The 18,310-nt window shown below is 71.1% G+C and carries 14 protein-coding genes; 3 read left to right on the forward strand and 11 right to left on the reverse strand.

Annotation, left to right across the window (positions count from 1 at the left end):
* The first annotated feature begins 240 nt into the window (after positions 1-240).
* Positions 241-2,121 carry a hypothetical protein gene (locus ACFYO0_RS13560; RefSeq protein WP_388674453.1) on the forward strand — a complete coding sequence of 627 codons (1,881 nt, stop codon included), beginning with the start codon at positions 241-243 and terminating at the stop codon, positions 2,119-2,121.
* On the opposite strand, the gene ACFYO0_RS13565 is transcribed toward ACFYO0_RS13560, so the two are convergent.
* Positions 2,106-3,938, reverse strand: coding sequence for an ABC transporter permease subunit (locus tag ACFYO0_RS13565; RefSeq protein WP_388674455.1), 1,833 nt, complete (start codon positions 3,936-3,938; stop codon positions 2,106-2,108). The two genes, ACFYO0_RS13560 and ACFYO0_RS13565, sit on opposite strands and share 16 nt — an antisense overlap.
* Positions 3,939-5,462, reverse strand: a complete 1,524-nt coding sequence (locus ACFYO0_RS13570) for an ABC transporter substrate-binding protein (protein WP_388674457.1) — start codon at positions 5,460-5,462, stop codon at positions 3,939-3,941.
* A gap of 269 nt (positions 5,463-5,731) precedes the next feature.
* Between ACFYO0_RS13570 and ACFYO0_RS13575 the strand changes: the two genes are divergently transcribed.
* Positions 5,732-6,280, forward strand: coding sequence for a tellurite resistance TerB family protein (locus ACFYO0_RS13575; protein ID WP_388674459.1), 549 nt, complete (start codon positions 5,732-5,734; stop codon positions 6,278-6,280).
* 41 nt (positions 6,281-6,321) lie between these two features.
* On the opposite strand, the gene ACFYO0_RS13580 is transcribed toward ACFYO0_RS13575, so the two are convergent.
* From ACFYO0_RS13580 to ACFYO0_RS13600, 5 genes are all read right to left on the reverse strand, one after another.
* Positions 6,322-6,588, reverse strand: a complete 267-nt coding sequence (locus ACFYO0_RS13580) for a hypothetical protein (RefSeq protein WP_388674461.1) — start codon at positions 6,586-6,588, stop codon at positions 6,322-6,324.
* Entirely contained in the window at positions 6,585-8,282 is a 1,698-nt protein-coding gene (locus ACFYO0_RS13585) for a (2,3-dihydroxybenzoyl)adenylate synthase (RefSeq protein WP_388674463.1), read from the reverse strand. The genes ACFYO0_RS13580 and ACFYO0_RS13585 overlap by 4 nt, the downstream gene beginning before the upstream one ends.
* Positions 8,282-10,948 (reverse strand): acetate--CoA ligase family protein, encoded by a 2,667-nt coding sequence (locus ACFYO0_RS13590; protein WP_388674465.1) that lies wholly within the window; start codon positions 10,946-10,948, stop codon positions 8,282-8,284. Before ACFYO0_RS13590 ends, ACFYO0_RS13585 begins: the two co-directional genes overlap by 1 nt.
* Before the next feature lie 23 nt (positions 10,949-10,971).
* The gene (locus ACFYO0_RS13595; protein ID WP_388674467.1) at positions 10,972-12,573 is read right to left on the reverse strand and encodes an FAD-dependent monooxygenase; all 1,602 of its coding nucleotides are present in this window, start codon (positions 12,571-12,573) and stop codon (positions 10,972-10,974) included.
* A gap of 219 nt (positions 12,574-12,792) precedes the next feature.
* Positions 12,793-13,599 carry a PaaX family transcriptional regulator C-terminal domain-containing protein gene (locus ACFYO0_RS13600; RefSeq protein ID WP_388674469.1) on the reverse strand — a complete coding sequence of 269 codons (807 nt, stop codon included), beginning with the start codon at positions 13,597-13,599 and terminating at the stop codon, positions 12,793-12,795.
* Positions 13,600-13,734: 135 nt separating this feature from the next.
* Between ACFYO0_RS13600 and ACFYO0_RS13605 the strand changes: the two genes are divergently transcribed.
* Entirely contained in the window at positions 13,735-14,460 is a 726-nt protein-coding gene (locus ACFYO0_RS13605) for an alpha/beta fold hydrolase (RefSeq protein WP_388674471.1), read from the forward strand.
* Between the two features lie 72 nt (positions 14,461-14,532).
* On the opposite strand, the gene ACFYO0_RS13610 is transcribed toward ACFYO0_RS13605, so the two are convergent.
* The 4 genes from ACFYO0_RS13610 to ACFYO0_RS13625 form a co-directional block, all read right to left on the reverse strand.
* Complete coding sequence (locus ACFYO0_RS13610) at positions 14,533-15,849, reverse strand: MFS transporter (RefSeq protein WP_388674473.1); 1,317 nt, start codon at positions 15,847-15,849, stop codon at positions 14,533-14,535.
* A gap of 254 nt (positions 15,850-16,103) precedes the next feature.
* Positions 16,104-16,532 (reverse strand): VOC family protein, encoded by a 429-nt coding sequence (locus ACFYO0_RS13615; RefSeq protein WP_388674475.1) that lies wholly within the window; start codon positions 16,530-16,532, stop codon positions 16,104-16,106.
* A 484-nt stretch (positions 16,533-17,016) separates the two neighbouring features.
* Positions 17,017-17,415, reverse strand: coding sequence for a type II toxin-antitoxin system VapC family toxin (locus tag ACFYO0_RS13620; RefSeq protein WP_388674477.1), 399 nt, complete (start codon positions 17,413-17,415; stop codon positions 17,017-17,019).
* The gene (locus ACFYO0_RS13625; protein WP_388674479.1) at positions 17,412-17,690 is read right to left on the reverse strand and encodes a hypothetical protein; all 279 of its coding nucleotides are present in this window, start codon (positions 17,688-17,690) and stop codon (positions 17,412-17,414) included. Before ACFYO0_RS13625 ends, ACFYO0_RS13620 begins: the two co-directional genes overlap by 4 nt.
* Positions 17,691-18,310 lie beyond the last annotated feature (620 nt).

The raw sequence follows: 18,310 nt of genomic DNA on the forward strand, positions 1-18,310 counted from the left end.
CGCAGTTTTCTGGAAGCGTTTCCGCTCCCTGGGGCCAGGCATACCATCACCCGGCCAACACCGGTGAACTCCAAAGACGTTGTCACTCCGGCACCTTGACGCGTACTCATCACGATGCTTCCATCGCAACCGTGTAAACGTTTTAAATCTCCAGGGTCTCCAGCCCGGGCCAAGGACGAACACCCGGTCCGCACACCCCCGCACAGCAACCGCGAGCCGCCCTGTCAAGAGGAGGTTGACATGTACATGAGATTAAGATGGCGGGCCGCCCATCGGGTGCCCCTCACCATCACGGCCGGCCTGGCCGTCTGCGCCACACTGGCCGTAGGCCCCGCGAGCCCCACCTCGTCCAGCGCGTCCACGGCCACGGCCGGCGACCCGAAGATTCAGGCCACCCGCGTGATGGAGAACCTCGGTCGCGGAGTCGTGGCGGTCCGCTCCAGCAACACCCAGGTCCTCGTCTCCTGGCGGCTGCTGGGACTCGACCCGGAGGGCATCGGCTTCAACGTGTACCGGTCCACCGGCGGTGGCCCGTACACCAAGCTCAATTCCAGTGTCCTGACCGGAGGGACCAACTACACGGACTCCACAGCCGACTTGACGCGCTCCAACAGCTACCGCGTGGCCCCGGTCACCAACGGCCAGGAGCAAGCACCCAGCGCGTCCTTCACCCTGACGGCCAACCACGCCGCGGAGCCCGTGGTCCGCGTGCCGTTGCGGTCCGGCGGTCCGGTGAAGTTCGTCTGGGTCGGCGACCTCGACGGTGACGGGGAGTACGACTACGTACTGGACCGGCAGACCTCCCCGCAGAAGCTCGAGGCCTACAGCAGCAATGGCGAGTTCCTCTGGGAGGTCGACATGGGGCCGAACAGCCAGAACCAGGACAACATCGAACCGGGGTCGTCCGCGATCGACCTGGGCCACTGGGACGGCGTCACGGTCTACGACTTCGACAGTGACGGCCGCGCGGAGGTCGCCCTGCGGATCGCTGACGGCGTCAGGTTCGGGGACGGGGCGACCTGGACGCACGCGGACGACTCACGTCAGTTCATGGCCGTCCTCGACGGCCGTACCGGAGCACTGCGCAACTGGTCCGCCATACCCACCACTTACCTGGGCGACGGGCCGATGGCCGCGCGCCTCGGGGTGGCGTATCTCAACGGCACCACGCCGAGCCTGGTCGCCTTCATGAAGAACCGGCGCGACGACGGGGCCTTCAACCTGATGATGGGCGCCTGGAGGTTCACCGGCAGTGCGCTGAGGCAGGAGTGGACGTGGCAGCGCGGCAACCAGGACGCGCCCGACGGGCACAACACCCGTGCCATCGACGTCAACGGTGACGGGACGGACGAGGTCGCCGAGATCGGGTTCGTACTCAACGGGAATGGCTCCCTGCGCTACTCGATGGCACGTCAGGGCATCATCCACGGCGACCGATTCCACATCGCGGACATGGACCCGAGCCGTCCCGGCCTGGAGGGCTACGGCGTACAGCAGGACAACCCGAGCGGACTGCTCGAGTACTACTACGACGCCGCGAACGGCTCCGTCGTCTGGAAGCACAACGGTGGCCCCGCCGACGTCGGACGCGGTATGGCGGGCGACGTCGACCCGCGCTTCCCCGGCATGGAGGTCTGGTCCTTCTCGGGCCTGTACAACGCGCCCACCAACAGACTCACCGAGCCGAACGCGTCACTGCGTCCGTGGCCACAGCTGGGCCTGTGGTGGGACGGCGACCTCACCATGGAGCTGCTCAACGACGGCAAGATCGAGAAGTGGGACCCGGCGCGCCCGACGCCGAGCGGCAGCCTGCCCCGGCTGGTCAGCACCTGGAACTACGGCGCGGTCGACGCCTCCCAGGGCGTGCAGCCCACCTTCGTCGGCGACATCCTCGGCGACTGGCGCGAGGAGGCCGTGTACACCAACGCGGACTACGACGAGTTGATCATCTTCTCCACCAACCAGCCGACGAACACCCGGCTCTACACGCCGGCCCACAACCCCGCCTACCGGAACGCCATGACGTTCAAGGGCTACATGCAGTCCCACCATCCCGACTACTTCCTCGGGGCCGGCATGGCCACCCCGCCCCGGCCGGACATCGCCTACGCGGGCGAGTAGGTCTCCCCTTTTCCGGGACGAACGTCTTGTCCGAGGCGTATGTCGCGCCTTCCGGTCCGGCTTCGGGACCTGCCGCGTCCCGAAGCCGAACCGGACACGGCGAGCACCGAGAGCAGGACGAGCGCGCAGGCCGGGCCGAGTACCGTCCAGGGCGCCAGTTCCACGTACGGCTGGTTCTCCGACAGCAGGCGGCCCCACTCCGGTGTGGGCGGCTGCTCGCCCAGGCCGAGGAAACCGAGGGAGGCCAGGACGAGGACCGTGGTGGGCAGCCGCAGCAGGGCGTTGCGCAGTACGGACGGCAGTACGGCGGGCAGGTAGTGGTGGCGCACCAGGTACCGCGGTCCGGCTCCGAAGGAGATCGACGCGAGCATGTGACCGCTGGCCCGTTCCTGTTCGAGCAGCGCCGCGGTCTGGGCGGCGTACGGGCTCCAGGCGACCACGCACACAGCCAGCGCGGCGCCCCACACGGACGGTCCGGTCACCGCGGTCGTCAGCAGTCCGGCGAGTACGGCCGGCAGCGTCGACACCACTTCGGTCAGGCCCGCACCCACCTGGGTCGCCATGCCGAGCAGCAGCCCGAGGACAACGCTGACCACCTTCACCGCGAGAGCCACGCCCGCCGTACGCAGCGCCCCGTGGCCCAGCCGGGCCAGCAGATCACGGCCGAGCGAGTCCGTGCCCAGCGGGTGCGCGGCTGATGGCGGCAGCAGGCGGGCCGCCGTGTCCACCTGCAAGGGGTCGCGCAGCAGTCCGGCCACGACCAGGGTGAGCAGGGTGACAGTGCAGAATCCGATGATCCAGGGCAGCGAGCGCGGCCGGGGAAGGGACGGCGGGCGCAGGGCGGGCAGGGCGCCGTCCCGCAGAGCGGGGCCGAGGAGCGCGCGACGTACGGCCTGGATGAGCAGGCCGGCGGCGACTCCGAGCAGGACGAGGACCAGCGTCGCGGTCTGCAACGGCGGGAGATCCTGGGCGATGGCGGCGTCCAGGGCGAGTCGGCCGAGCCCCGGAATGTTGAAGATCTTCTCCACCGCGACCGCCCCGCCGACCAGGGCCACGACGGTCGGCAGGAGTTGCGGGAGCACACCGGCCAGCGTGCGGCGCAGCGCGTGCCGGGCGATACGGCCGGGCGAGAACCCGTACGCGTGCCAGGTTCGCGCCCACGGCTCCTGGTAGGCGGCGGGCAGCGACTGGTCGAGCAGGCTGCCGATCACCGCCCCGGACGGTACGCCGAGGGCGAGTGCGGGCAGCACCATCGCCATCGGTCCCGCCCAGCCGCTCGACGGGAACCAGCCCAGCCATACCCCGCACACGGTGGCGAGCAGGGAGGCGAGCAGGAACTTGGGCAGTGCGGCGAGGACGGCCGCCAGGGTGCCCGCCCGGCCCTGCCGCAACTGTCGCCGGGAGCCCAGGTGCAGGGTCCGGGCGCAGACCAGCGCGGCCACAGCGATGGTGACCACGAGGGCGCCGAGCATCAGCGTGAGGGAGACCGCGAAGGCGGTCGTCACCTGCGGCAGGACCGGTTCGCCCGACACCCACGAGGTTCCCGCGTCGCCGCGCGGCAGTCCACCGAGCCACTGCGCAAGATGCGTGAACGGGCCTTTGTCCAGGCCCAGTTGCTCTCGTACGACGGTCAGTTGCGCCGGTGTCGGATCCGCGTCTGCGGAGCGGGCGCGCAGGACCGTCAGCGCGGGGTCGGTCCCGGACAGCCAGGGCAGCAGGGCGACGGCCGTCAGCAGCGCGGTCCCGGCGACGAGGCGGCCGGCCCCCGCGCGCCACCGGGACGGGCGGGAGTCGGCACCGGCCGAAGTGACGCTCATCTACTTCACATGGGTGTCGAGGTCGACCAACGACCGCTCGCGCGGGTCGAGGAGCACGCCCTCGACGTCGGTGGCGATGCCCTGGACGACCTTCTCGTACACCAGAGGTACGACCGCGTCGGTACGCAGGATCTCCGCCTCGGCGCGCATGATCTTCTGCTGCCGCCGCTCCGTGTCGCCTTCCCCGGCAGCGGACTTGATGGCCTGGTCGACCTTCGGGTCCTTCAGCCCGGCGATGTTGTAGACGCCGTCGCTGGTGTAGTCGCTCGCGAGGTACGCGACCGCGTCGCCGGTGTCGAGCAGGGTCACGCGGGAGAAGACGAGCGCGTCGTACTTGCCCGCGAGGAGGTCGGCCTCCATCTGCGTGTACTCGCGTACGTCCTGCTTGACGGTGAACCCGGCCCTTTCCAGCTGCTGTTGCAGGACGGTGGCGGCCTCGGGGAGTTCGGTGCGGTTGGTGTAGGTGGCCAGGCGCAGGGTCTTGCCCTTGGTCTTCGTCCTGACGTCGGCGGAGGTCGCGGCCGAGGCGCGCCCGCTCACGGCCACCCGGTTGTCGGCCGCCCAGGGGACGGCTGGCCCGAACAGGCCCTGGGCGGAGTCGGCGTATCCGCCGAAGACCGAGTCGACGAGGGCGCCGCCGTCCACGGCCTGGCGGGCGGCAGCGCGCAGCGTGGCGTCGGTGAAGATGCCGCTTCCGGTGTTGAGGACCAGGCTGTCGGTCCGTACGGAGGGCACTTCGTGACGGGTGTCCTTGTCCAGGAGCTTCGCCTGGGCGGTGGGGATCCACTCGGCGATGTCGACGTCGCCGCCGCGCAGGGCGTTGGCGCGGGCGGTGCCGTCGGCGATCCAGGTCACGTCGACGCCGGGCGCCTTGGCCTTGCCGCCCCAGTGGTCGTCGAAGCGGTCGAGCGCGGCCTTGCTCTTACCGGCGAGCTTGGTGATCTCGAAGGGTCCGGTTCCGGTGCCGACCGGGCTGACGGTGCCGTCCTCCGCGTACGCCTTCGGGGCGAGGATGCCCAGCGCGGGACTGGCGAGCCGCAGTGGCAGCACCGGGTCGGCGGCCTTGGTCGTGATCGTGACGGTGTCGGCGTCGTCGGCCTTGGCGGTGAGCGTCACATCGCTGAGGACGCGGGGCTTGGGCTCGGCCTGGCCCGCGCGGTCAAGGGCGTTGACCACAGACTCGGCGGTGACCTCGGTGCCGTCCTGGAACGTGGCCTTGCGCAGCTCGAAGGCCCAGGTCGTGGCGTTCACCTGCTTCCAGGACTTCGCCAGCGCGGGCGCGGCGGCTCCCTCCTTGTCCAGAGCGGTGAGGCCTTCGGCCACGGAGAGCTTGCTCAGCACGGTGGCGTCATTGCTGTACGGGGACAGGGCCTGCACCGGCGGCACCGCGAGGGCGACCTTCAGCCGGCCGCCCGATCCCCCCGCGCCATCGGTGGCCGAACCGCCCTCGTCCGACACGAAACAGCCGGTCAGCAACGGGCCGAGGGCGAGCGCCGCGAGGAGGCCGCGGGAGGTGGTGCGCATGGTGGGTCCTGTCGGGCGGGAGGACGGGGCAGGCCCCGGCGCATGGCATACGGCTTGCGGCGGCAGGGCCGCGCCAGCATATAAGGCAAGCCTTACCAAAATTCAGCCAGGGAGGGTGAAGTCTCAAGCATTGAGATCGTTACGCCGCTGCCATCCGAGTCAAGCCGTGGAACTTCGCCGGGCGGGGAGGAGTTGGCGATAAGGACGTGCGGAACGCACGCGGACGACCGTAGCGACAAACGACATGGGCTTAGGCCGAGGTGGCACGGATGGCTATGTGGGACAAGATCAAGGACCAGGCCAAGGGTCTGCAGCAGGCGCAGGGAGCCAGGAGCGCCGGTGGACACGGGCGGAGCGGCGCACGGTCCTCCGGAGGGTCGAAGGCTCAGATGGTGAGCATGCTCAAGTCCCAGCTCACGTCCCTCAAGACGGAGTTGAAGAGCGGCTCCTACCGGGACGCCAGCATGGCGATGTGCGCCCTGGTCGCCGCCGCCGACGGGAGCGTCGACCCCGCCGAGCGACAGCATGTGGAGGGGCTGATCGTCCAGAACGACGTCCTGCAGAACTTCCCGCCCGAGCAGCTGCGGCAGCGCTTCAACAAGCATGTCGACCAGCTCGCGTTCAACTTCCAGCAGGGCAAGGCCGAGGTCCTGCAGGAGATCGCCAAGGCCGCGAAGAAGCCGGCGGAGGCCCGGGCGGTCGTGCAGACCGGCTTCGTCGTCGCGGGTGCGGACGGATACATCGCACCCGCCGAGGAGCAGGTCCTGCGTGAGGCGTGCTCGGTACTCGGGCTGTCCGCCCAGGAGTTCGGCCTCTGACGACGCCTTACGGGCGGACGGTCACAGCCGGCGTGGCAGGGTCACCGCCGCTCGGCTCGGGCCGCCCGGCCGGTGGTCCAGGCAGGCAGCTCCGCGGCCGGGGCCCCGACGACGGCCGAGGTCACAGCCGGGGCCGCGGCCGTCGTGGGCGCGCGGGTCCAGCCGGGGAGGGCTCTGGGGGCGCGCGGATCGAGGTCGGTGAGGCGGTCGGTCGCGCCCTGCGGCTGGGCCGTGCGCTCGGGCATCCAGGGCAGGGTGAGGGCGAGTTCGTGGCGAGTGGTACTGGTCGTGGCGTACGGACTGGTCATGGCGTACGGCCTTCAGGGGCCGCGAGGCGGGCCGCGATGTCCGCGCGCAGTGCCTTCTTGTCGATCTTGCCGACCTTGGTGGCGGCCAACTCCTCTACGCACACAAGGCGTTCGGGCAGTTTGAAGCGGGCGACCCCGGTTCCCTCCATAGCGGCGCGGATCGCGTCCAGGGTCGGGGCGGAGCGACCGGGTCCGGGTACGACGTAGAGGCAGACGCGCTCGCCGAGGACGGGGTCGGGCATGGCCACGGCCGCCACCTGGCTGACGCCGTCGGTCAACTCGTAGACGAGGTTCTCGACTTCCTCCGCGGAGACCTTCTCGCCGCCCCGGTTGATCATGTCCTTGTCGCGGCCTTCGACGACGAGATTGCCCTCGGGTGTACGGCGGCAGATGTCGCCGCTGCGGTACCAGCCGTCCTCCGTGAACGCCCGCTTGTTGTGCTCGGGGGCGCGGTAGTAGCCGCGCGGGGTGTAGGGGCCGCGGGTGAGCAGGGAGCCAGGCTCTCCGTCGGGTACGTCCTGATCGAGTTCGTCGACCAGCCGTACCTCGTCGTCGGGGCACACGGGGCGGCCCTGGGTGGTGCAGATGACGTCCTCGGGGTCGTCGAGGCGGGTGTAGTTGAGCAGGCCCTCGGCCATGCCGAACACCTGCTGGAGTGTCGTACCGAGTACGGGGCGGATGCGGCGGGCCAGTTCGTCGGCGAGCCGGGATCCTCCGACCTGGAGCACGCGCAGGCTGTCCATCTGCTGGGCCCCGTGCCGCTCGGCGTGTTCCAGCCAGCGTCCGGCGACCGCGGGCACAACCGCGGTGTGGGTGACCCGCTCCGCGGCGACGGTGGCGAAGACCCGGACCGGTTCCGGGCTCGGGACCATCACCACCCGGCCGCCGGCCAGCAGGGTGCCCAGGATTCCGGGGCAGGCCAGCGGGAAGTTGTGCCCGGCTGGCAGGCTCACCAGGTAGACCGTGTCGGCGTCGACGCCGCTGACCTCGGCGCTGGCGCGGGCGTTGTAGGCGTAGTCGTCGTGGGTGCGGGCGATCAGTTTGGGCAGGCCGGTGGTGCCGCCGGAGAGCAGGAACACCGCGACGTCGCGGTTGCCGGGGGCGGCGGCGTCCAGCCGGGCCCGGTCGGCGGCGGGGTCCGTGCCGGGCGCGCACAGGGCGCGCAGGTCCAGGCTGCCGGGGCCGGCTTCCTCCCGGCCGATGTCCTCTCCGGCGACCAGTACGTGCCAGGGGCCCGGGACCTCCTTGCCGAGCTCGTGGGCGAGCGCCTGGTGGTCGAAGTCGCGCAGCCGGTCGGGTACGGCGATGGCGGCGGCCTCGGAGTGCGCGGCCAGGTAGGTCAGTTCGAGGCGGCGGTGCGCGGGCAGCGCCATCACCGGCACGATCCCGGCGCGCAGACAGGCCCAGGTCAGGACGGTGAACTCCCAGCCGTTGGCCAGCTGGACCACGATCCGGTCGCCGGGGGCCAGTCCGCGGTCGAGCAGCCGTATCGCCAACGCGTCCGCGCGGTCGGCGAGTTCGGCGTACGTCAGGCGGAGCCCGCCGTCGACGAGCGCGGTCGCGTCGGGCGTACGGTCGGAGCTCTCGCGCAGCAGGTCGCCCAGCGGGCGGCCGGCCCAGTATCCGGCCGCCGTGTAGCGGTCGGCGTCGGGCTTCGGCCAGGGGACGGTGCCCTCACTGATGGGTGCGGCCATCAGTCACCACCTTCTTCTTGTGCCATTTCGGCAGCTCCAGCAGCGATACACACAGCATCCAGCGCCACGAGGCCGTGAGCGGTGATCCGTAGTGGGTTGATCTCGATCTCGGCCAGTGCGGGGTGGGCGGCAAGCAGGTCGCCGAGGGCCGCCGTCACCTCGCCGAGGGCGGCTCGGTCCAGCACGGGGCCGCCGCGCCAGCCGTCGAGTAGGGCGCATCCGGCCAGGTCGGCCGGCATGGTCGCGGCTTCCGTCGGGGTGAGCGGGGCGAGCCGGATGCTCACGTCCGCCAGGGCCTCGGCGGTGGTGCCGCCGAGGCCGACCAGGACGACCGGGCCGAACACGGGGTCCCTCCGGGCGCCGACCACGAGGTCCACGCCGGCCGGGGCCATCGACTCCACCAGTACCTGCGGAGCTTGGGTGGGTGTCACCTCGGCTTCGGCTTCGCCTTCAGCCTCGGTGTGTTTCCCGCCCGCACCACCCGTACTGCTTTCGTTGCGGGGTGCCGGTGGCCCCTGTGGGGCCTGATCGCCATCGACGGCTGTGGGTCCGTGGTCGTCTTCGGCAGCCACGGCGCCCTCCGCCGCGAGGGCGGGGCGGGCCGGCGTGCCAGCAGGCATGGGCATCCCGCCCTCCCCCACGGCGGCGAGGCCGTCCGACGGGCCTACGGGCACGGCGGCGCTGCGGCCATCGGCCGCCCCGCCGCCCGCGACGGCAACGCGCGTGGCCGCCTCCTCGATCACGGCAGCCAGGCGGACTGGCGCTCCGTCGCCTCCGGCGCCACTGCGACCCTCGGCACCCCCGCCGCTCGCCACGGTGACCCGCCTGGCCGCCTCCTCGATCGCGTCGAGGGCCGCGTCCAGCTCGGCCGGGGTGCGTACGCCGAGCCGGACTCCGCCGATCTCGGTCTTGTGGAGTACGGCCGCGTCCAGCAGCTTGACCGCCACCGGGCCGGGCAGTTCGGCCAGCGCCCGGTGGGCGGCGGCGCGGTCGGCGAAGGCCCGGCGAGGCATGGTCGGTACGTCCAGCCGGTCCAGGATCGTCTTGGCCTGGTCCTCGTCCCAGGGGCCCGGGCCTGGCTCCACGGCCATCGCCACCCGAGGCGCCCCCGCCCTGGTCGACCAGGCCGTCGCACGGTGCCGGGCGCGGGCGTCCGCCAGCAGCGCGGCGGTCATGGCGGCGAGCCCGTGCGGGTCGCCCGCCACCGGTACGCCCCGCTCCAGCAGGGCGCGGCGTACCCGTCGTACGGCGTCACCCGCGCCGCCGACTCCGAGCAGCAGCGGCACGCTGTACCCGGCCGTGTCCACGGCCTCGACCAGGTCGAAGGCGGCCGGTTCGTGGAGTGCGTACCCGGCGATGAGGTCCACGGCCGGGTCGGCGGCCACCGTGTCCAGTACGGCGCCGAAACCGGGGCCGGGCCGGCCGGTGTCGACCGGGTTCGCCTGGTACGTCAGCGGCGGCAGCACCTCGGCCAACGCGCGCCGGGTGTCCGCGGTCAGTTCGGGCACGGCGGCGCGGCGCCCGCGCAGGTCGTCCAGGAGCAGCAGGCCAGGGCCGGCCTGAGCCGTCACCACGCCCACCCCCGAGTCGGCGGCCGCGGGAAGTCGTACGAGCGACAACGCGCCCACCGCGTCGACCAGTTCGCGTTCGTCGTCCACGAGCACGGCACCGGCCTGGGCGAGGGCCGCGCGGGTGGTGCGCCAGGAGGTGGCGAGGGCGCCGGTGTGGGAAGCGGCGAAGGCGCCGACATCGTGGCGGCCGACGACGAGCGCGACCACCGGACGGATGGCGGCGAGCCGGGCGACCGCGCCCGTCAGCCGGCGCCCGTCGGCAACGGACTCGATGTGCAGGGCGACGGCGCCGGTCTGCGGGTCGCCGGCCAGGTGCTCCAGCACATCTGCGGCCGTGACGTCGACGCCGTTGCCGAGCCCCACGGCGAGGCTCACGCCGTACCCTGCCTCGCTCAGCAGGAACGCCAGCGCGTGGTTGACGCCCCCGCTGGCCGCGACGACGGCGACCCGGCCGGACGGCACGTCGGCGGCACCGGGCACGAAGCTGGCGGTGAGTCCCCCGCCGGGCGCGAGGAACCCGGAGGTGTTCGGCCCGAGCAGCCGGATCCCGGTGCGCTCGACCACGTCGGCCAGCTCACGCTGATACCGCTCCCCGTCCGCTCCGGCCTCGGCGAACCCGCCCCCGTAGACCACGGCGGCCCGCGCCCCGGCCTTGGCAGCCTCGGCAACGGCGTCCGCGCACACCCTGGCCGGCAGGCAGACCAGGGCGAGATCCACGGGCCCGTGCTCGGCGGCCTCCTCCACCGACCCGTAGATCCCGGAGGCAGGCTCCGGATCACGCGCGTTGACGAGCGCCACGTACCCGGGAAATCCGGCAACGGAACGGGCCAGCGCGGCCCCCAGCTTCGCCGGGTCCCGGGAGGCACCGATGACGGCGATGCCGCGGGGGGCGAAGAGCGGGCCGAGTCCGCCGAGTCCGTCGGACGACTCGGGGACCGCCTCGCCCGGGATCCGGCTCTGGCCCGGACTCGCGACCGGGCCGGGGCGGGCGGAAGGCGCCACCGTCACGGACGGCCTGGCAACGGCCTTCGCCGTCGCCATCCCAGCCGCCGTGGCGGCCGTCGCCTCCGGCACACCTCTCGCTGCCCCGTTCACCGGCCCACCTCCCTCTGCCCCCTTCACCGGGTCACTTCCCAGGCCGCCACGGCGTCGGCAGCAGCGCCGACCAAATCCGTCCGCCCGGACAGCACGGCCGTGACCGCGCGGTCGCGGTCCAGCGTGTCGTCCACGAGCAGTGCGGGCAGCCCGTGGTGCAGGCGGGCACGCTCCGTGAGCAGGGCGCGGGTGTGGGCCGTGCCTCCGTTCACGGCGGCGAGGACGGGACCCGCCTCCGCCAGGGAAGCCAGTCGCGCGTACGCGGCGGCCAGGCCTGATTCGTCGTCCGGAGCCGTGATCCGGGCCCCCCAGAGCCCCGGCGCGTCCGGCGCCGACACACGCAGCGGCAGCGGATCCCCGGTGCCGCCCACCGCAGCGGTGCCGTCGGGCTCCACCAGCATGACCCGGCTGGGCAGCTGCCACGTACCGAGGTCGAACGGGGTGTCCAGGGGATCGGAACCGCCGTGCCGCACCTGCCACCGGTCGTGACTTGCGCGTACGAAGTCCGGCGCCCGTCGCGCCAGGCGGCCGTCCGTGATGCTGCGGGACAGGAAGTGGTACGCGAACTGCCAGGGCTCGAAGGCCTCGTGGTACTCGCCGAAGTGTTCCCACCAGCCCAGGCTGGGCCGGGCGGCGTTCTGGATGGCCTCCACCGAAGGGCGGGCGGCGGCCTCGTACACGGCGAGCGCGGCCGGGAGGTCGTCGCCGTGCTTGGCGAGGGCGGCCGAGAGCGCGATCGCGTCCTCCATGGCCATCTTCGTGCCGGAGCCCACGGAGAAGTGCGCGGTGTGCGCGGCGTCGCCGAGCAGGACGACCGGGCGAGGCCCGGTGACGTACCAGTGGCGGGTGCGCCGGGTGCGGAAGTTGCCCCAGCGGGAGTTGTTGACCAGGAGCCGGCGTCCGTCGATCTGCTCGGCGAACAGCTCCTCCAGGTACGCCTTCGTCGCCAGGTCGCTCGGGCCGGGCGGCTGCGTCACGTCGAACGCGCCCAGCCCCGCCGCCCGCCACGTCGTCTCGTCGGTCTCCACGATGAACGTGCTCACGTCCTCGCTGATCGGGTAGCCGTGCACCGCGAACACGCCGTGGGGACCGCGTTCGTGGACGAAGGTGAGCCCGTCGAACATGTAGTCCGTGCCGAACCAGATGAACTTGGCCGTCGCCGTCTCGACGGACGGCTCAAAACGCTCCTCGATCGCCGTACGGATCCGCGACGCCGTGCCGTCGGCGGCGACCACGAGGTCGTAACCCTCCAGGTCGGACAGCGACCCCTCCGTCTCGAACCGCAGTTCCGCGCCCAGATCACGGGCCCGCTCCTGGAGCAGTCCGAGCAGGGTACGGCGGACGATCGCGGCCATGCCGTTGCCGCCGCAGCGGATCCGCTCGCCCTTCAGCCGTACTTCGATGTCCTCCCAGTGCCGGCCGTGCGCGTCCAGCGCCTCACGGAGCACGGGGTCCGCCTCGTGGATTCCGGCGAGCGTCCGGTCGGAGAACACCACACCGAAGCCGAACGCGTCGTCGGCCCGGTTGCGTTCAAAGACCGTCACCTCGGCGGACGGGTCGGCCTGTCGGATGAGGGCGGCGAAGAACAGCCCGCCCGGTCCGCCGCCGACGACTGCGATACGCATGGTCAGCCCCTCACCAGGGTGTTACGGCACGCGGGTGTCGGATGCGCGGCCTCGAAGTCGGCGTAGAGCCTCTCCAGCGCGGCGCGTTCGTCGTTGATCGTCACGGGCGGACTCACTCCTTCGGGATGCCTGAGCCCAACGTACGACATTTGAACAACGGTCGTCTAGATTCCGAAACACATAACTTCGCCGACACACTTACTCGCGGCGCGCACCCGTTCAGCCGCCCGCCGCGCCGATCACCTCGTCGACGTACCCCTCCGCCTCCGCCCGCAGCAGTCCATGGGCCTCCAGGAACACCTCATGGAGGCGGCGGCCGGCCCAGTCCTCGGGGAGCAGCTCGGGAGGCAGGTCCGGGTCCCGGAACGGCAGCAGGCGGTAGTCGTGGATCAGGCGCATACGCTCGACCAGCGCGTCCCGGCCGCGCGGCACCCCGGCGCGGTAGTCGGCGAGGCGGGGCCGGTAGCGGTCGAGCAGCTCGCCGCACTCCTTGTTCAGGCCCGTCAGATCCCAGGACCGGGCCGCCATGTCCCGGTCGGCCGCGGCGGACTCGGAACGGGCGTGCAGCGCGTCGATCCGCACCGCGGACTCGTTCGCGAAGCTCTCCCTCACCTCCGCGATCCGGTCGTGCGGACTGATCCACACCGATGCCGACAGCATGCCGAAGCCCAGCCAGGACAGCTTCTTGCGCAGTTGCTCGCGCAGCGCCCGGTCGGCCTCGGGCACCGAATAGATGACCATGTGCCACTGGCCGTCCCACGGTCCGGGCGCCCGGGCGAAGATCCGCTCCCGGCCCTCGTCGAGGAGCCGCCACGAGGCGTCGGTGAGGACATAGGCGGTCTCCCTGCCCTCCCTGCGAGCATCGAGCCAGCCCTCCTTGCGCATCCGGGCGGCGACCACCCTGACCGTGCTCTCGGGGACGTCGAAGCAGTCCATCAGCGCGACCAGAACACGCAGCCGGGCCTCGCCGCCCCGGTAGCGCAGATAGTCGCCGAACAGGTCGAAGACCAGCGACCGCGGTTTCACAAGCACCTCCTGGGACCCGAGCGGGCCCTGCCCCTATATGTGTCAACCTCTTGACGATCGTCTCACAGGCGAAGGATATTTCACCCATACGACGGCCGTCACCGTGGCGGCACCCTTCGCGTCAAAGGAGACGCCATGGCAGACACCTTCGTCCTCATCTCCGGCGCCGGCCACAGCGGCTGGACCTGGCGCCTGGTCGCCGAACGGCTGCGTGCCGCCGGTCACCGCGTACTGGCCCCGGACCTGCCCGGTCTCACCGACGGCGCCGACCCCCGGGCGCACAGCCTGGCCGACGTCGGCGACTTCATCGTCGACCTCGTCGAACGGCACGATCTGCGCGACGTCACCCTGGTCGGACACAGCTGGGGCGGCTACCCACTCACCGCCGCGGCACCACGACTGGCCCCCCGGCTGCGCAAACTCATCTACTGGAGCGCGTTCGTCCCGGCGGAGGGGCGATGTCTGCTGGACGAGGTCCCGCCGCACTACGCCGATATGTTCCGGCAGGTCGCCGCCGCCTCCGGCAACGACGGCATCGTCTTTCCGTACGAGGTCTTCACGGCGGCCTTCATGCAGGACGGCGACGAGAGCACCCAGCGCCTGGTCCACGAACTGCTGGTGCCGCAGCCCCTGCGCTACTTCACCGAGACGGTCACCCCCATCGACCCGACCGCGCTCGGCGTCCCCGCCTCCTATGTCGTCGGTACCGAAGACCTGGCCCTCCCGCCGGGCGAGTACGGCTGGACGCCTCGCTTCCCGCAGCGCCTCGGCACCGACACTCCCGTCATCGAGTACGCCGGCACCCACGAGGCCCAGTTCACCCGGCCCGACGAGCTGACGGCCGCGCTGCTCAAGGCGTGAGTGACACGCAACCGTAAAGGAAACCGCCCCGGCTGCACGGATGCAGCCGGGGCGGTTTGCGTGGAGTGTGCTTCAGGCTCGTACGGGCACCGCGTCCGGCATGGGGGCGGCGGCCCGCCGTCCCTTGGGGAGCAGGAGGACCATGAGTGCCCCGGCGGCGGCCGGGATGGCGAAGGCGTAGAAGTTCCACTCCGTGGCCAGATCGGAGGCGAGCAGGATTCCGCCGAAGGTCGGCCCTACGACCGCGCCGAGCCGTCCGATGCCCAGAGTCCAGCCCAGCGCGGTCGCGCGGACCTCGGGCGGGAAGTGCATGGCGACGTACGCGTTGACCATGATCTGCGTGCCGATGGTGCCGAACCCGGCTACCGCCACCAGCCCGTACATCACCCAGGAGGCCGTCGGCGAGCTCAGCAGGTAGATGGACAGGGCCGCCGCGACGAACGTGACCGCGGTCACCGGCTTCATGCCCAGTCTGTCGCCGACCGGCGCCACCAGGATGGACCCGACCGCCGCGCCGACGTTCATCATCACCAGGAACAGCAGCGAGCTCGACAGCGGATAGCCCGCCGACTTCATGATCTGCGGCAGCCAGGTGTTGAGCCCGTACACCAGCAGCAGACCGAAGAAGCTGGTGATGGCGAAGAGCATGGCGGGCCCGAAGTGGCGCCTGCTGAACAGGGCGGCGACCGGGCTCTTCGCGCGCTGCCCGGACGCGGGGGACACCGCGGCGGGCAGGGGTGTGCCCAGCCTTTCGGCCAGTCGCGCGGCCTCGTCCGTACGGCCCTTGGCGACGAGGTAGCTCAGGGATTCCGGCAGGTGGCGCCACAGCAGCGGGACGACGATCACAAGCGGGGCGGCGCCGATCCAGTACATGATCCGGAAGCCGAACGCCGGCATGAGGGCCAGCGCCAGCGCGGCGGCGAGTATGCCGCCGACCGGGTAGCCGGCGAACATCAGCGCGTTGTTCAGGCTCCGCCGGTGGGCCGCCGAGTACTCGGCGGTCAGAGCGATCGCGGTGGGCATCACACCGCCGAGACCGAGCCCGCCGAGCAGCCGGAACAGCCCGAAGAGCTCGGCACTCGGCGCCATCGCACAGGCCGCCATGGCCAGCGAGAACCAGCTCACGCTGATCAGCAGCACCTTCCGCCTGCCGACGGCGTCGGTCGCCACACCGGCGACCAGTGCGCCGACCAGCATCCCGACGAGGGCGTAACTGCCGATCACCCCGGCCTCGGGCGCGGTCAGCCCCCAGGGCTCGTACTGCATCAGGGCCGGCACCGTGGCCCCGTAAACGATCAGGTCATACCCGTCGAACATGATCACCGCAAAGCACAGCCCCAAGACCGTGAGTTCACTGCGGCTTCTGGAACGGACGTCTCCTGGCGTCATTGCCACCACCATCCTGTACGGCTCTTGAGCGGAGGTCACCGATGCCCGGGAGTATGTGCCATCTGTAAAACGGACGTCAAGAATCTGACACGAATAACTCTCACTGGCCTGTGGATGTTGCTGTTGAACGACTCCGTTTCGCTACAACTCAGAGACGACCGTGATCAGTACACGAAACGAAAGCCCTCCGTGTGCCCTTGCACAACAAGCCGGCAGGGAGCCGATACGGCTCCCTGCCGGCTTGTCCATTCCTGCTACGGGCGCGCGTAGGGCCGGGTCATGATCTCCATGTTGTGGCCGTCCGGGTCGTCGAAGTACGCGCCGCGACCGCCGAACAGACGGTTGATCCGGCCGGGTTCGGTGTGGCTGGGGTCGGCGTAATAGGTGACGCCGACCGCCTCCAGACGGGCGATCATGGCGTCGAACTGCGCGTCGGGCACGAGGAAGGCGTAGTGCTGCGCCTGGATCGGCTCGTCGCGCTTCTCGTAGTAGTCGAGCGTCACGCCATTGCCGAGGTCGACGGGCAGGAACGGCCCGAACGGGGCGCCGACCTTCAGGCCCAGGATCGCGGCGATGAATTCGGCCGACAGCTGCCGGTCGCCGGCGTAGACGACGGTGTGGTTGAGCTGGACGGTGGCCGCCGGCAGCTCGGATTCGTGCGGGGACTCCTGGTCGTAGGACATCGGTGTGTGTCTCCGGGTCTTGGGATCCGCTGGGACGGGGCACCGCGGAGGGCGCCGGGAGCGAAGACGCGGAGAAGGGGGCGGGCCTCTCGCCCGCCGCAAGCTCACGCCGAGGCCGGGACCCTCACTCGTGCATGGCCCATGGCCGACCCGGCAGTCACCTGACCGACCCTAGTGACCAGCACAGGAGTGGGGCAACGCCGTTTACCGCGCAGGCTTACGCGCCCGCCACACAGCGTCTGTAACGCTTTCCGCGCCTCCGACCAGGAACAGGTGAAGTGCCGTAGGAAGCAAGCCCGGAGAACGTCCGAACGTACTGCGGCTCACCGAACTCGTTCCACAGCACCTCGCCGTCATCCAGCCCGCACACCCGGCAGGCCGTCTCCGGCGTCCGCATGACGTCATTCACTGATTGCTCGTCCATTCCACCCGGCACGTCACCGACGCCGCGCCGGTGCGTGCCGCCGCTCCCCGGTGACCGCGCTCAGACCTTCTCAACCGCCACCCGCGGATGATCGGCGAGAAGTATCCCGATGTCCTCCACATCGGACGTCAGGATCGTCACCCGGCCGGAATACTGCACGGCCGTCGCACCGAGTATGGCGTCGATGGCGTACTTGTGGCCGTGCAGCCCGGCTCCCCGCAGCAGGGTGGCCGCCGACTGGGCCACGGCCTGCGAGACCGGCTCCACGTGGAGCCGGGACAGCGTCCACTTCAGGGCGGCATCATTGATCTTGGGATGGATGACCTCGACCAGCACCGCGGCAGAGGTGACCACGGGAAAGTCAGCCTCACGCGCCGCTGTAAGCCACTCATGGACCTCCCGGTCCCGCTGCACCGCCTTGGCGAGACCTTCGCTGTCGAGCACGAGCGCACCGCTCACGCAGCCGCCCCCGCGCCATCCGCATTGCCCGTGAGCCGGGCCCGCTTGGCCGCCACAGCAGCAGGGTCGGCCGGCCCGTGCACCTTGTCGAAGTCCGCGATCAACTCATCGAGGTTGTCGCGCTCGATCTGCCGCTGAGCCGCCCGCTCCAGGTATGCGGACACTCCGCGCTTGCCGACACGTTCACGGATCGCATGGAGGGTCCCGGCAGTCAGGGTGACGGAGATCCCGCTGCTGGGGCCGTCACCGGGAGGGAAGTCGTCATCGTCAGCCATGACCTCAGTATGGCATTGACAATGCCATACTGGCGCCTTCAGTCCGGCGGAGGCCGAACCTCCCCGGTCACGTCCGTGGACGTGACCGGGGAGGCGGCGGCAGAGGCAGGCGCAGCTATCGGATGGCCGTACCGAAAGCCTGTCCTGCGGCGGACAGACCGTTCTGGCCGGGCTGGTACGTCGTCACCGCTCCGGTCGTCCCGATCGGGCTCGCCCAGGGCAGGGCGTGCACGGCGCCGTGGGTGGCGGGCCGTTGGGCATGCCGATGTAGAGCCGGGTTCCGGCGGCGACCGGTATGCCGACCGCCAGGCGCAGACCGGCGGCAGTGCTCACCGCGTTCGGCGACGTGTTGACGGCGGACACCTTCGCACCGAATCGGTCGCCGGCCTCGGCTGTGCCTGTCACATCGACGGCTTACTGTCCGGCGTCCGCCAAGGAGGCCGGCACGTACGCGGAGCAGGTCCGCCAGTCCGCCAAGGACGCGGAGGCGTCCGCGGCGAAGGCGGCGCGTCCGCGAAGACCGCCCGCCAGGCGGAGGCGGACGCCCACCGCGCCGCACGTGACACGAGCAACTCACGGGCGACGACCTGCCCTGAGCCCGGGGACGCTCGCGTTCGGCC

Source organism: Streptomyces sp. NPDC006365, from assembly GCF_042870755.1.
Classification (GTDB): domain Bacteria; phylum Actinomycetota; class Actinomycetes; order Streptomycetales; family Streptomycetaceae; genus Streptomyces; species Streptomyces xiangluensis.

Coding starts and splice junctions, on each gene's coding strand:
- ACFYO0_RS13605 (WP_388674471.1), top strand. CDS start 13,735: ATGGCAGACACCTTCGTCCTCATCTCCGGCGCCGGCCACAGCGGCTGG.
- ACFYO0_RS13565 (WP_388674455.1), bottom strand. CDS start 3,938: ATGAGCGTCACTTCGGCCGGTGCCGACTCCCGCCCGTCCCGGTGGCGC.
- ACFYO0_RS13595 (WP_388674467.1), bottom strand. CDS start 12,573: ATGCGTATCGCAGTCGTCGGCGGCGGACCGGGCGGGCTGTTCTTCGCC.
- ACFYO0_RS13580 (WP_388674461.1), bottom strand. CDS start 6,588: ATGACCAGTCCGTACGCCACGACCAGTACCACTCGCCACGAACTCGCC.
- ACFYO0_RS13570 (WP_388674457.1), bottom strand. CDS start 5,462: ATGCGCACCACCTCCCGCGGCCTCCTCGCGGCGCTCGCCCTCGGCCCG.
- ACFYO0_RS13585 (WP_388674463.1), bottom strand. CDS start 8,282: ATGGCCGCACCCATCAGTGAGGGCACCGTCCCCTGGCCGAAGCCCGAC.
- ACFYO0_RS13560 (WP_388674453.1), top strand. CDS start 241: ATGTACATGAGATTAAGATGGCGGGCCGCCCATCGGGTGCCCCTCACC.
- ACFYO0_RS13575 (WP_388674459.1), top strand. CDS start 5,732: ATGGCTATGTGGGACAAGATCAAGGACCAGGCCAAGGGTCTGCAGCAG.
- ACFYO0_RS13615 (WP_388674475.1), bottom strand. CDS start 16,532: ATGTCCTACGACCAGGAGTCCCCGCACGAATCCGAGCTGCCGGCGGCC.
- ACFYO0_RS13610 (WP_388674473.1), bottom strand. CDS start 15,849: ATGACGCCAGGAGACGTCCGTTCCAGAAGCCGCAGTGAACTCACGGTC.
- ACFYO0_RS13625 (WP_388674479.1), bottom strand. CDS start 17,690: ATGGCTGACGATGACGACTTCCCTCCCGGTGACGGCCCCAGCAGCGGG.